Origin of the sequence: Acinetobacter sp. 16 (assembly GCF_033439925.1) — a bacterium.
In the GTDB taxonomy this organism is placed as follows: domain Bacteria; phylum Pseudomonadota; class Gammaproteobacteria; order Pseudomonadales; family Moraxellaceae; genus Acinetobacter; species Acinetobacter junii.
The window spans coordinates 521602-534011 of sequence record NZ_CP137746.1; the positions used below are offsets into that span (position 1 = coordinate 521602).

Below are 12410 nucleotides of genomic sequence, written 5' to 3' on the forward strand. Positions count from 1 at the left end.
AATATTTATCTGATCCATTCAATTTATTGTTATAACACTACTGAATTTATGTCGGGGGTGTTATGAAAAAACAACAAATTAAACTGCCAAAACAACTTTGGACAGAAGACTGCATTGATCTTACTCGGCATAGTTATAAAGGTAAGTTACTGACAAAAAAAGAAGGTTTTAAATTAGGAAAAGCGCAACGTCAAAAAGTTTCACGTGAACAGTTGTCACAACTATCGCAACGCCCTAAAGGTCTAACGGCTTTAAATATTTATGATTGGAGCAATCAAGGACGTTTAGAATTGCTTAAACCAATTCGTGCAAAACGTATGAGCGTTTCACCATTTACCTTTTATCGTGGTATGCCTTCCTTGATGCTATTTGATCAAGCTTGGGAGCAGTCGAACTCTGGTCTATTCCAACAGATTTGTGGCGATTGTCATTTGAGTAATTTTGGTGGCTTTGCTAGTCCAGAACGTAACCTATTGTTTGGTATTAATGATTTTGATGAGACTTTGGTTGCGCCATTTGAATGGGATTTAAAACGTTTAGCCACTAGCTTTGTGATTGCTGCACGTGATATTGATCTAGCAGATAAAGTAGGATTAAAAGCAATTAAAACAATGCTGAACAGCTACCGTCAGCATCTACTAGAAAATACGGAACTTTCACCATTACAAGTGTGGTACGAAAAAGTTGATGCCAGTACCTTGTTAGAAAATACTGAATGTCGAAAGCTAAGAAAGAAGCGTGCGAAGCATCTTGATTCTGCACAAAAAAGAAATGCATATTCTGTTTTGCCTAAGCTCACGCAAAAAGATGAAGATACAGGATTCCGCCATTTCGTGGATGATGCGCCATTATTATGGCATCCAAATTCAGATGAACCATTTAGCAAAGATGTAGATATCTTCTTCAAACAATATCGTGAATCTTTGAAATATGATCGCCAAGTGCTCTTTGATCGTTATCAACGCACTGATGTAGCGTTGAAGGTAGTCGGAGTCGGAAGTGTGGGGACACGATCAGCCATCGCATTATTCCAGGATGCGGATCGTGAACCATTAATTTTACAAATGAAAGAAGCCAATCCTTCTATTCTTAGTCCGTTATTTTTGGACAAAGTGACACATGAAGGTGAGCGTGTAGTGCATGGTCAGCAACTCATGCAAGCCGCTAGTGATATTTTCCTAGGTTTCTCTTCAACACTTGATCAACATTTCCATGTGCGCCAATTGCGCGATATGAAAATTTCAGTTGATCTGAGTGATATGGATGATGAATATTTTTATGAATATGCTGAAAGTTGTGGTTTGGCTTTAGCTCATGCTCACGCTAAGGCTGGAAATGCTGACGTATTGATGGGATATCTCGGTGAAGGTGGTGCGATCGTAGAGGTATTGCAATCGTATGCAGAAGCTTATGCAGAACGCAATCTAAATGACTATCAGCAATTTATGAATGAAGTTGCTGATGGTAAGATTCAGCTCGCTGGAGATGATGCGCTGTAACAATAAGTATGCTGCTACAGATGATATGAAATAATTCGAAAGGTTAGAGAAAAATGTTTAATAAAATTATGTCTGGTTTGGGTCTTCAAGGCGTGACTGTAGAAACACGTTTACAGAATCCAAACTTGCAAGCAGGTGAGACACTGCATGGGGAAATTAGTTTCAAAGGGGGATCTTCTGATAAAGAAATTAATGGTCTTTATTTACAATTGATGACGATGGCAGAAGTAGAATCTGGTGATCATGAGTTTAATCAACCTTTGGTTTTACAAGAATGGTTAGTGAATTCGAGATTCTTATTACCTGCACATCAGGCTCATTCTTTCCCATTTAGTATCCAATTGCCTTTTGAAACACCAATTACAGAAGTTGCGTGTCGTAGAAATGGTGCGCGAGTTTGGATTCAGACTCATATGGATGTCGATTGGGGCTTAGATGCCACTGATCGTGATTATCTAAAAGTACTGCCAACAGCAGCAATGCAAAGCTTTTTACAAGCGATGCAACAGTGTGGTTTTGTTTTATCTACAGTTGATGTCGAAAAAGGACAGCTTACAGCTCGAAACTTTAGATCGACAATTGGCTGCTATCAGGAGTTAGAGTTTGTATCCTCACATATGTTTAGTGGCTTTAATGAGGTAGAAGTTTCATTCGTCGCAGAAGCACAGCAAACCCATATCATGTTAGAAATTGATCGTACATTCCGTTCAGATCAATTATTGACGATGACGATTTCAAATCAAAACCTTGATGTGAATCAAATCACACAGCAAATTCGCCGTTTATTACAGATTGCATAATCAAGTTAAAAGCCTCCCATTTGGGAGGTTTTTGTCATATAACTGTCATCTTTTCTTCTTAAGATAAAACTATGAAAATAAAAATAAATCAGGAAGAAAATACTTCCCCTAAGCTTGATGCGTTACTGAAACTAGATCGACAACAACAACACTTAAAAATACGATGGATTATATTGCCCATCTTGATTGTTCTACTAATGTTTAGTTGGCAACAACATCTGTTTACAGCTTGGGTGATTTTGCCGAGTATATGGATGCTGCTGGTCTTTAACCATTTACTGATCATTCGAAGCAGAAGACAAAAACTACAAAAGATTCAAGAGATAAAACTTGACCCTGTTTTTATGCGATCGTTACAACAACGCTATCCGCATATTAGTTTAAATCAACGTCGTCTGATAGAGGTAGGATTTAAAGATTATCGTAAGCGTCCGCTGAACACACCTTATGAATTCGTCCTATAAGCCTTAATTTAGTCCTGACTTAAAAACAAGTGGGAACTTAAATTTATGACTACAAATAACCAGACATCCATCGCATCTCTTACGATAAAACGAAGAACATATAGTGCTGAATTTAAACAGCAGATCGTTCAGGCGTGTAAAGCATCGGAGGTTTCAATTGCTTCGGTCGCTTTGCAACATGGATTGAATACAAATCTTGTATCCAAATGGATTCGCTTAATTGATGCTAAGCCAGGGAATGATCGCTCACTACTACCGAATAAACCTGCATTTATTACCTTATCTTGCTCCGCACCATTAGATCCTATCCCTACTGGCATGTTAACGGTTCAAATTACTTTACCCCACTCAAAAGCAGAAATTGGCTTGAAATGGCAAGTATCAGAAATATCTGCTTTAGCAGAATTACTCAAGGCACTTACAACATGATCCGTATCGATGAAATCTGGTTGTCTACTCAGCCCATGGACATGCGTGCAGGTATGGATACGGCCATGGCTCAGGTGGTGAGAGCCTTTGGCTACATCAAACCGCATTGTGCTTACCTGTTCTGTAATAAACGTGGCCATCGCATGAAAGTGCTGGTACATGATGGACTGGGCATCTGGCTGTGTGCCCGGCGGTTGGAACAGGGAAAATTTCACTGGGCTAAAGTTCACCAGGGTGAAAGCGTAGCCCTCAGCCCAGAACAGTTACAGGCACTGATCCAGGGTTTGCCTTGGCAGCGCATTGGACGACAGCAGGTGGTGACGATGCTCTAAACTAGCTTGGTCCATTCTGCTATTCTCCAAACGTTCTATTTCCTCTGCGTCATGACCTCAGGCATACTGCGGTCATGAATACGCTGCCTGATTTAAGCCAACTGACCCATGAACAACTGCTGGAATTTACCCGGCAGTTGGCAATGCAGCATCAGTCTTTGGCACAATCAAATCAAGAATTAGAAAAATCAAACCAGCAATTGGATGCCAAAGTTCAACATCTTTCCATTCTCACGCAAAAATACGAGCATGAGCTCGCACTATTTAAACAGCACAAATTTGGCAGTAAAAACGAACATCTCACCGCAAAACAAATCCATCTGTGGGATGAAGCGGTCGAAGAAGATATTGCCGCTGTTGATCTGGAACTGGAACGGCTGAATGCAGATAAAACTGATGCAGCGACACACAAAGCCACAGTCAACAAACCTAAACGTCGACTGCTGCCCGATCATCTACACACCATCCGTATCGAGCATGAACCAACATCAACCCAATGTGCTTGTGGCTGCACCTTGCGTCGTATCGGCGAAGATATCAGTGAAAAACTACATTTCAGACCGGCACAGTTCTATAAGGAACAGCATGTGCGTGGCAAATGGGTCTGTGATCAGTGTGACACCCTGACTCAGCAAGCGATGCCTGCCTATGTGATTGATAAAGGCATTGCTTCACCTGAACTGCTCAGCCATGTGCTGGTATCGAAGTATGCCGATCATTTACCGCTGTACCGTCAACGTCTGATCTATCAGCGGGCGGGAATCGAGCTTTCTAGATCAACGTTATCTGACTGGATAGGTCGCTGCGGTGTGGAACTGGAACCTCTGGCCAATGCCTTAAAACAGGTGGTGCTGCAACAGCGGGTGATCCATGCCGATGAAACGCCGGTCACCATCATGCGGATGGGTGATGATGAGAAAAAACCGAAGAAAGGTTATGTCTGGGCCTATGCCACTACACAGTACAATCCAGTTCAAGCGGTGATCTATGACTTTCAGGATAGCCGTTCAGGTCAGCATGCAGAAGAGTTCCTGAATGGCTGGCAGGGCCATCTGGTCTGTGATGATTACAGTGGTTATAAAGCACGCTTTAAATCAGGCGATGTCATAGAGGTGGGCTGCATGGCGCATGCACGTCGTAAATTCCATGAGCTACATGTGACCGGGAAAAGTCAGATCGCTGAACAGGCATTACTGATGATTCAGAAACTGTATGCGATAGAAGCAGAACTCAGGAAAAAGACCGATGGTACAGCAGAACACCGCCGCGAATACCGACAACAGCACAGCCAACCGGTGATGCAACAACTGTGTGAATGGCTCAACCAACATTATCTGACGGTGCCATCGAGTTCTCCAACCGCCAAGGCCATCAATTACAGTCTGAAGCGTTGGCCAGCCTTAAGCCGCTATCTGGATGATGGCAATCTACCCATTGACAATAACTGGGCAGAGAACTCAATGCGTCCCTGGGCATTGGGCCGTAAGAACTGGTTGTTTGCAGGTTCGCTGCGCAGTGGACAGCGAGCGGCAAATATCATGACTTTAATCCAGTCAGCAAAGCTGAATGGGTTGGATCCGTATGCCTATCTCAGTGATGTGCTGAAAAGGCTGCCGACGCATAAAGCGACCCAAATAGAAGAATTACTACCACATCGCTGGAAATCCAACTCAAATTAAAAAATAGGCATGGGGTTCAGCGGACGCTTACAGATTATCTAGCCCTGCACGCAATTCAACAGCAAGCATATGCAATGCCTTCAAACGCAGTCGATGCCTTATGGCATGAGATGTTGGAATATCCTGATCAATACAGAAAATTATGCATTCAGACTATTGGCCGAGAGTTGAATCATCATCCTTATGGTGATGAGACTCAAGCAGAGCAACAAGCGAAGCAATTATTTGAAGCATGGAAATATAGTTGTATGTTGCATGGATATGATCCTAGAAACACGACGCAAATGCCTCGATTATTTGCAATTGACCAAGCTTTGAATTGGGAGCATGGACAACACTTTGATTTGGATAAAATGACTAAAGATTATGCAAAATACTTGCAAGAACAGTCGTCCTCATCATCGAGTTGTGGAAGTAGTTGTAGCAGTTGTGGTGGGGATTAAATTTAATCGTTTTTCATCAGTTGAATCAGCTCTTCAGCAGCTCTAGATTGAATTCGCGCGGGATGCCAAACCATACCGAGTTGACGATTCATTTTTAAATTTAAATCGAGTTGTTTTAAATCTTCGTTTAGAAAAGTTTTAGGCAAAACCGACCAACCCAAACCTATTGAAACAAGCATCCTGATAGATTCTAAAGGATTGTTACTCATGGTTATTTTTGGTTTTAGACCATTCTTTTCAAACTCTGACAACGTAATTTGACTCGTATAAGTTTGTGCAGCAGGCAAAAGACTAGGATAGGCGATCAAATCTTCAAGATTAAGTTGAGTTTGTTTTGCCAAAGGATGAAAAGGTGCGCTCACAAATACTAAGGGGTCATTCCAAATAGTCACGTAGCTGAGTCGATCATCACCTGCTGGGGGTAACGTTAAAAAGGCAAGTTCTAACTCTCCTGCAAGGACTTGTTCATGTGCTTGTTCAGAGTCGACAAAATGCACATCCAAAGTGACTTGAGGAAAAAGTTGAACAAATTTCTTAAGTGGTTCAGCGAGATGATGTAGACCAATATGATGGCTAGTGCCAATTTTAAGGCGACCTTGCACCTGAGTCTGTTCATGGCTAAGTGTGTGGTGAATCTCACCTAATTCATTTAACCATGTCTTTACTTTTGGAAGTAATGAATGTGCAGCATGTGTTGGTTGAATACCACGACCTGCTGACTCAAATAATTTTACGCCAAAATAATCTTCTAAACTATGAATACGTTTAGTGACTGCAGGTTGAGTGATAAATAATAATTCTGCAGCGATTGAAATAGAACCTGTTTCCATCACTTTCACAAATGCTTCAAAAGCAGCAAGATTCATATTGGCTTTCCATAAGGCGTTTAAATTCGTTGTATCTGCAACGGATAGGTTCTAGAAACGACTCCATACTTTTTCATGGAAGAAAAATGCAAAGGCTTGCACTGTTGGCTCAAGCAAACTGAGCGTTGCTGCCATGATCAAATTGCCTGTCACTAGATATGCCACCATCATAGCAACAGTGATGTGCATGATGTAGTAACTCAAGGTTTTTTTTAAAGTTCGTTGGTTATTTATCACGAATTTTTGAATATTTGCCATCTGAGGCACCATTTTAAATCTTAATTATTTAAATAATAATCATTATCATTTGTGTTGTAAAAAAGAATTTTTAGCTTGTCGTTATTGAATTTATAAATGAATCAACGATAAGTCTTCATATGAGTGCTAGTTTCTAGTTTTTTATATAATTCAAGCTTATATATCATTTGAAATCCGGAATCATTTGAAAGAGTTTTCTATTCCTAAAAGTTTGCTAATTTATAAAAATGATAAATTAGATTTATGTGAAACAGTTGTTATAATCAAGCTAAGATTACAAATACCCAGTCCTATGGCAAGCACTACGGAGAGCGAAGACATGGCAGGCAAAACATTATATGACAAATTATGGGATGATCATTTAGTCACTGAGCGTGATGATGGATCGTGTTTAATTTACATTGATCGTCATTTATTACATGAAGTGACTAGTCCACAAGCATTTGAAGGTTTACAGCTTGCAGGACGTCAACCATGGCGTTTAAGTGCCAATGTCGCAACACCAGACCACAATGTACCGACCTCTAAAAAAGAGCGTGAACAAGGCATTGCAGGGATTGAAGATGATACTTCTCGTATCCAAGTTCAAACCTTAGATGATAACTGTAAGACCTTTAATATCGTTGAATTTGGTATTAATGATATTCGTCAAGGTATCGCACATGTTGTTGGTCCAGAACAAGGTTTAACATTACCTGGTATGACTGTTGTGTGTGGTGATTCTCACACGGCTACGCATGGTGCATTCGGTTGTTTAGCACATGGTATTGGGACATCTGAAGTTGAGCATGTTTTAGCGACTCAATGCTTGGTACAGAAAAAATCGAAGAATATGCTTGTTCGTGTCGATGGTGTATTAGGTAAAGGTGTAACTCCAAAAGACGTGGTTTTAGCGATTATTGGTAAAATCGGTACAGCGGGTGGCACAGGTTACGCAATCGAATTTGGTGGTCAAGTATTCCGTGATATGTCGATTGAAGGTCGTATGACTGTTTGTAATATGGCGATCGAGGCTGGCGCACGCGTGGGTATGGTTGCTGTAGATGATAAAACCATTGAATATGTAAAAGGTCGTAACTACGCACCTCAAGCAGAGCAATGGGATCAAGCAGTTGCATACTGGAATACTTTGCATTCTGATGCAGATGCTGTGTTTGATGCTGTTGTTGAGTTAAACGGTGCAGAAATTGAACCGCAAGTGTCTTGGGGAACTTCACCAGAAATGGTTATTCCTGTATCACAAGCAGTACCGACTTTAGAGCAAGCTAAAGATGACGTGCAACGTAATGATTGGACACGTGCATATCAATATATGGGCTTAAATGCAGGTCAAGCATTGGCAGATATCCAATTAGATCGAGTGTTTATTGGTTCTTGTACAAACTCACGTATCGAAGATATTCGTGCGGCTGCTGAAGTTGTCAAAGGTCGTAAAGTTGCTGCTAGCATTAAACAGGCGATGATTGTTCCTGGATCTGGCTTAGTCAAACAACAAGCAGAACAAGAAGGTTTAGATCAGATTTTCTTGGAAGCAGGTTTTGAATGGCGTGAACCAGGTTGCTCAATGTGTTTAGCGATGAATGCTGATAAATTGCAACCAGGTGAGCATTGTGCATCGACTTCAAATCGTAATTTTGAAGGTCGTCAAGGTAATGGTGGACGTACTCATTTGGTTAGTCCAGCAATGGCAGCAGCGGCAGCAATTGCAGGTCATTTTGTTGATGTTCGTTCATTCTAAAGGAGCTAAATCATGGAAAAATACACTGTAGAACAAGGTATTGTTGCACCTTTAGATCGTGCCAATGTCGATACGGATTTGATTATTCCAAAACAGTTTTTGAAGTCAATTAAGCGCACAGGTTTTGGCGATAACTTATTTGATGAGTTGCGTTATTTGGACGAAGGTTATTTGGGGCAGGACATTAGTAAACGTCCTAAGAATCCAGATTTTGTTTTAAATAAACCGCGCTATCAAGGTTCAACAATTCTATTGGCTCGTACTAATTTCGGTTGTGGTTCTAGCCGTGAACACGCGCCTTGGGCATTAAATGAATATGGTTTCCGTACAGTAATTGCACCAAGTTTTGCAGATATTTTCTTCAATAACTGTTTCAAAAATGGCATGTTGCCGGTGATCTTATCTGAAGAGATTGTTGATCAGTTATTTAAAGAGTGTGCTGAAACAGAAGCTTATCAACTTACAATTGATTTAGCTGCACAAGAAGTACGTACTCCGAATGGAGAGGCGTTTAAGTTTGAAATTGACCCATTCCGTAAGCACTGCTTATTAAATGGTTTGGATGATATTGGCTTAACATTACAAGCTGCCGATGATATTCGTCGTTACGAAGAAAAGGCAAAACAACAACGCCCATGGGTGTTTCAAGAGATCCAAGCTTAGCTATTTATATTATTTAAATGTAAATATGAAGCGATGTCTTGGAGACATTTTGAACATAACCATAGCGCGGTGATTGAACTCTTGTTAACATGCAAGCGAATACAATTTGCTTGCATGTTTGCATGAAATGAGGACTGGGCTTGAATAATGAAAAGAAAATTCGCTCGCAGTAGTTTGCTGTGTTTATTTGTCGGTACGACTTTAACTGCGTGTCAGAATGCACCAAATGTAGTTGATCAAGTTCGTATTGCGCAAAATGCACTAGAAGACAAAGCGGAAAATGCAACTTTATATTGTTCAGGTGTCGATAACTGTGAGTTTGAACGACTAGGTGATACTGTCGTGATGGATCCCAAATCACGTCGTATTAGCTCACAAGCAATGGAAAAAGGAATCGTTCGGTTACATGGTCCAGTGTTTAGTCGGAAGCAACAAGTTTATCTCAGCGTGCCTGCTAAACAATATGAAGTAGTGATTCGTTATTATCCTATTTCACCAGACCGTGCCGAAACCTTTCATGTGATTCATGCGTTTAAGTCTAACCAGCGCTATACCTTCAAAATGTACCGAGATAGAGCACATCAGTCAGGTAGCTTGTTAAAAGTTTCTGTGCCTGAACCTTTATGTGTGGATTTACTACAAGAGCAACGAACAATCCGCCGTTTCTGTCGTCCATTTGATGTCAGTACGGGATTGGGTGAGTTTGTAGAAAAGAAAATTTAATCGACGTGCAGTGTCGTAACTGCTTACATGAAACTGGAAAAATAGATGTCTAAGCATATTTTAATTCTAGCGGGTGATGGAATTGGTCCTGAAATCGTTGGTGCAGCTGAAAAAGTATTAACTAAGGTCAATGATAAATTTAACTTAGGTTTAACATGGGAACATGGATTGCTCGGTGGTTCTGCAATTGATGCACATGGTGAACCATATCCAGCTGTAACAAGTGAACAGGCTAAAAAAGCAGATGCTATTTTGTTGGGTGCTGTAGGCGGTCCTAAGTGGGATAGCATTGAGCGTTCGATTCGTCCTGAACGTGGTTTGTTAAAAATCCGTAGTGAACTCAATTTATTTGCTAACTTGCGTCCAGCGATTTTGTATCCACAATTGGCAGATGCATCTAGCTTGAAACCAGAAATCGTTGCAGGTTTAGATATTCTGATTGTACGTGAATTAACGGGTGGTATTTATTTTGGTCAGCCTCGTGGTATCCGTGAGTTAGAAAACGGTGAGAAACAAGGTTATAACACCGATGTTTATTCAGAAAGTGAAATTAAGCGTATTGCTAAAGTTGCATTCGAATTAGCTGGATTACGTGGTGGTAAAGTTTGTTCAGTAGATAAAGCTAATGTGCTAGAAGTCACTGAATTGTGGAAGCAAACTGTCACTGATTTACAGCAAGCGCAGTATTCAAATATTCAACTGTCTCATATGTATGTTGATAATGCTGCAATGCAATTGGTACGTGCTCCTAAACAGTTTGATGTTATTGTGACTGGTAATTTATTCGGTGATATCTTGTCTGACGAAGCCGCTATGCTTACTGGTTCGATCGGGATGTTGCCATCAGCATCTTTAGATGAAAATGGTAAGGGGATGTACGAACCATGTCATGGTTCAGCACCTGATATCGCAGGTCAAAATGTTGCGAATCCGCTTGCAACAGTGCTCTCAGTTGCAATGATGTTGCGTTACACATTCCGTGAAGAAGCTGCTGCGAAAGCAATAGAAGATGCTGTAGGTCAAGTTTTAGATCAAGGCCTACGTACAGCAGATATTATGTCTGAAGGGATGACAAAAGTTGGAACAGATGCGATGGGTGAGGCTGTAGTTTCGGCGCTCAACTAATTCGGTATCGAACTCAATAAAAAACGTAGCTTGCGCTACGTTTTTTATTGCAAATTTTTGCTAGCACGCCTTACCTTCATAACGTATTGAACGAGCAATTTGTTGCTGATCTAATTCAAAAATAATATGACAGTAAAAATTAACATCATAAGATTGCTGACTAGTTGTTATTGATCCTAATCGAGTACCAGTCATAGTTGGTCCTATTTCACCTATGCTTTGTGTCATAGGCACAGGAATATTGATTGGACGTAGCACAGTAAATATTAAATATTCATCGGTTTTTTTAGGTGCTTTTAATGTTTGAAAACCTAACTCTCTAAGATTCAAGTTTTGTTGAATGTTGCTTGCTGGTTGACCGATATAGGGTTGTAAATAATCTTGAAGCTGTACCGATCTCCAATTTGGTGTGGTACATGCTTGTAATAAAATAAATACTGCTAATATCCATACCTTGTAATACTGCATAAGTCATCCTTTATTGAGCAAGTATTTAAATGAATGATCATCTATCTATTTAAAACCATTAAACAAAAATATACAAACTCGTCTATCGGTCGGCAATGTTCAATTCTTGCGAAATATGCTTAGATATTTGGGTAATAAACTGTTTGGAAAGAACTCATGCATAAGATCATCTTAGGTTTAATTTTGGGGGGGGCATCAACATTCGCGATGGCAAATAATTGTGATAAAGCTCGGAATACCTATGATGATATTTATTGTACCAATAAGATTTATGCGAGTGCTGATGCAGATTTGAATAAGAACTACCAGCAATTACGTCTGAAATTAGATGAAACACAACAAAAAATTTTGAAAAAGTCACAACTTGCTTGGATTCGCTATAGAGATGCTGAATGTACTGATGATCAGCAAGTTTCTGTAGATGTACAATGTCGCTTATCAACGACACAAGAGCGCAATCATTGGCTATTAGAGCGTTTACGTGAATGTCAGACAGTAGGCTGTAAAACTACACGTTTGAGTGAATAGCGCAATTTATAGATATAAAAAAAGCCACAAATCATGTGGCTTTTTTGCATTCACTAATCTTAGCGTGCACGGTACGTGATACGACCCTTAGTTAAGTCATAAGGTGTCATTTCAACTTTAACACTGTCACCTGTTAAAATACGGATATAGTGTTTACGCATTTTACCAGAAATGTGAGCAATAACTTCGTGACCGTTTTCTAAACGTACACGGAACATCGTATTAGGAAGCGTTTCGGTGACAACGCCTTCGAACTCAATGAGTTCCTCTTTATTGGCCATGGCCTACCTGATGATCAAATTGGAAAGGCGCAAATTATAGTCAATTTATTTAAAATTTACAAGACGCTGGCTTAGCAAAGGCTGCAACGTTTATTTTGAGAAAACTGTCTAACA

14 protein-coding genes and 2 pseudogenes are annotated in these 12410 nt (G+C 40.2%); 12 read left to right on the top strand and 4 right to left on the bottom strand.

Going from position 1 to position 12410, the window contains the following annotated elements:
• The first annotated feature begins 62 nt into the window (after window positions 1–62).
• The 7 genes and pseudogenes from R2H34_RS02440 to R2H34_RS02470 form a co-directional block, all read left to right on the top strand.
• The gene (locus R2H34_RS02440; RefSeq protein WP_318342402.1) at window positions 63–1499 is read left to right on the top strand and encodes a DUF2252 domain-containing protein; all 1437 of its coding nucleotides are present in this window, start codon (window positions 63–65) and stop codon (window positions 1497–1499) included.
• Window positions 1500–1552: 53 nt separating this feature from the next.
• Complete coding sequence (locus R2H34_RS02445) at window positions 1553–2299, top strand: sporulation protein (protein WP_004957674.1); 747 nt, start codon at window positions 1553–1555, stop codon at window positions 2297–2299.
• A 71-nt stretch (window positions 2300–2370) separates the two neighbouring features.
• Window positions 2371–2721 (top strand): annotated as a pseudogene (locus tag R2H34_RS02450) (hypothetical protein); the annotation flags it as partial.
• 87 nt (window positions 2722–2808) lie between these two features.
• Window positions 2809–3192: an IS66-like element accessory protein TnpA gene (gene tnpA / locus R2H34_RS02455; protein ID WP_004684363.1), complete on the top strand. Its 384-nt coding sequence runs from the start codon at window positions 2809–2811 to the stop codon at window positions 3190–3192.
• The gene (tnpB, locus tag R2H34_RS02460) at window positions 3189–3524 is read left to right on the top strand and encodes an IS66 family insertion sequence element accessory protein TnpB (protein ID WP_004642106.1); all 336 of its coding nucleotides are present in this window, start codon (window positions 3189–3191) and stop codon (window positions 3522–3524) included. The genes tnpA and tnpB overlap by 4 nt, the downstream gene beginning before the upstream one ends.
• A gap of 74 nt (window positions 3525–3598) precedes the next feature.
• On the top strand, window positions 3599–5203 hold the full coding sequence (gene tnpC / locus R2H34_RS02465) for an IS66 family transposase (protein WP_004684361.1): 1605 nt from the start codon (window positions 3599–3601) through the stop codon (window positions 5201–5203).
• A pseudogene (locus R2H34_RS02470) lies at window positions 5194–5646 on the top strand (hypothetical protein); the annotation flags it as partial. The gene tnpC and the pseudogene R2H34_RS02470, both read left to right, overlap by 10 nt.
• A gap of 2 nt (window positions 5647–5648) precedes the next feature.
• Here the strand turns inward: R2H34_RS02470 and R2H34_RS02475 are convergent.
• Window positions 5649–6512, bottom strand: coding sequence for a LysR family transcriptional regulator (locus R2H34_RS02475; RefSeq protein WP_004916621.1), 864 nt, complete (start codon window positions 6510–6512; stop codon window positions 5649–5651).
• 51 nt (window positions 6513–6563) lie between these two features.
• The gene (locus tag R2H34_RS02480; protein ID WP_017397277.1) at window positions 6564–6770 is read right to left on the bottom strand and encodes a DUF2061 domain-containing protein; all 207 of its coding nucleotides are present in this window, start codon (window positions 6768–6770) and stop codon (window positions 6564–6566) included.
• Between the two features lie 319 nt (window positions 6771–7089).
• Between R2H34_RS02480 and leuC the strand changes: the two genes are divergently transcribed.
• From leuC to leuB, 4 genes are all read left to right on the top strand, one after another.
• Window positions 7090–8508 (top strand): 3-isopropylmalate dehydratase large subunit, encoded by a 1419-nt coding sequence (leuC, locus tag R2H34_RS02485; RefSeq protein WP_004957685.1) that lies wholly within the window; start codon window positions 7090–7092, stop codon window positions 8506–8508.
• Window positions 8509–8520: 12 nt separating this feature from the next.
• Window positions 8521–9171 carry a 3-isopropylmalate dehydratase small subunit gene (gene leuD, locus R2H34_RS02490; protein WP_004958794.1) on the top strand — a complete coding sequence of 217 codons (651 nt, stop codon included), beginning with the start codon at window positions 8521–8523 and terminating at the stop codon, window positions 9169–9171.
• 147 nt (window positions 9172–9318) lie between these two features.
• Window positions 9319–9894 carry a hypothetical protein gene (locus tag R2H34_RS02495; protein WP_004958798.1) on the top strand — a complete coding sequence of 192 codons (576 nt, stop codon included), beginning with the start codon at window positions 9319–9321 and terminating at the stop codon, window positions 9892–9894.
• A gap of 45 nt (window positions 9895–9939) precedes the next feature.
• Window positions 9940–11019, top strand: coding sequence for a 3-isopropylmalate dehydrogenase (gene leuB, locus R2H34_RS02500; RefSeq protein ID WP_004916609.1), 1080 nt, complete (start codon window positions 9940–9942; stop codon window positions 11017–11019).
• Between the two features lie 60 nt (window positions 11020–11079).
• Here leuB and R2H34_RS02505 read toward each other — a convergent pair whose 3' ends face one another.
• Window positions 11080–11487 (bottom strand): hypothetical protein, encoded by a 408-nt coding sequence (locus R2H34_RS02505; protein ID WP_004916606.1) that lies wholly within the window; start codon window positions 11485–11487, stop codon window positions 11080–11082.
• 156 nt (window positions 11488–11643) lie between these two features.
• On the opposite strand from R2H34_RS02505, the gene R2H34_RS02510 reads away from it, so the two are divergent.
• Window positions 11644–12015: a lysozyme inhibitor LprI family protein gene (locus tag R2H34_RS02510; protein ID WP_039047639.1), complete on the top strand. Its 372-nt coding sequence runs from the start codon at window positions 11644–11646 to the stop codon at window positions 12013–12015.
• A 59-nt stretch (window positions 12016–12074) separates the two neighbouring features.
• On the opposite strand, the gene infA is transcribed toward R2H34_RS02510, so the two are convergent.
• Entirely contained in the window at window positions 12075–12296 is a 222-nt protein-coding gene (infA, locus tag R2H34_RS02515; protein WP_001284370.1) for a translation initiation factor IF-1, read from the bottom strand.
• Window positions 12297–12410: the final 114 nt, after the last annotated feature.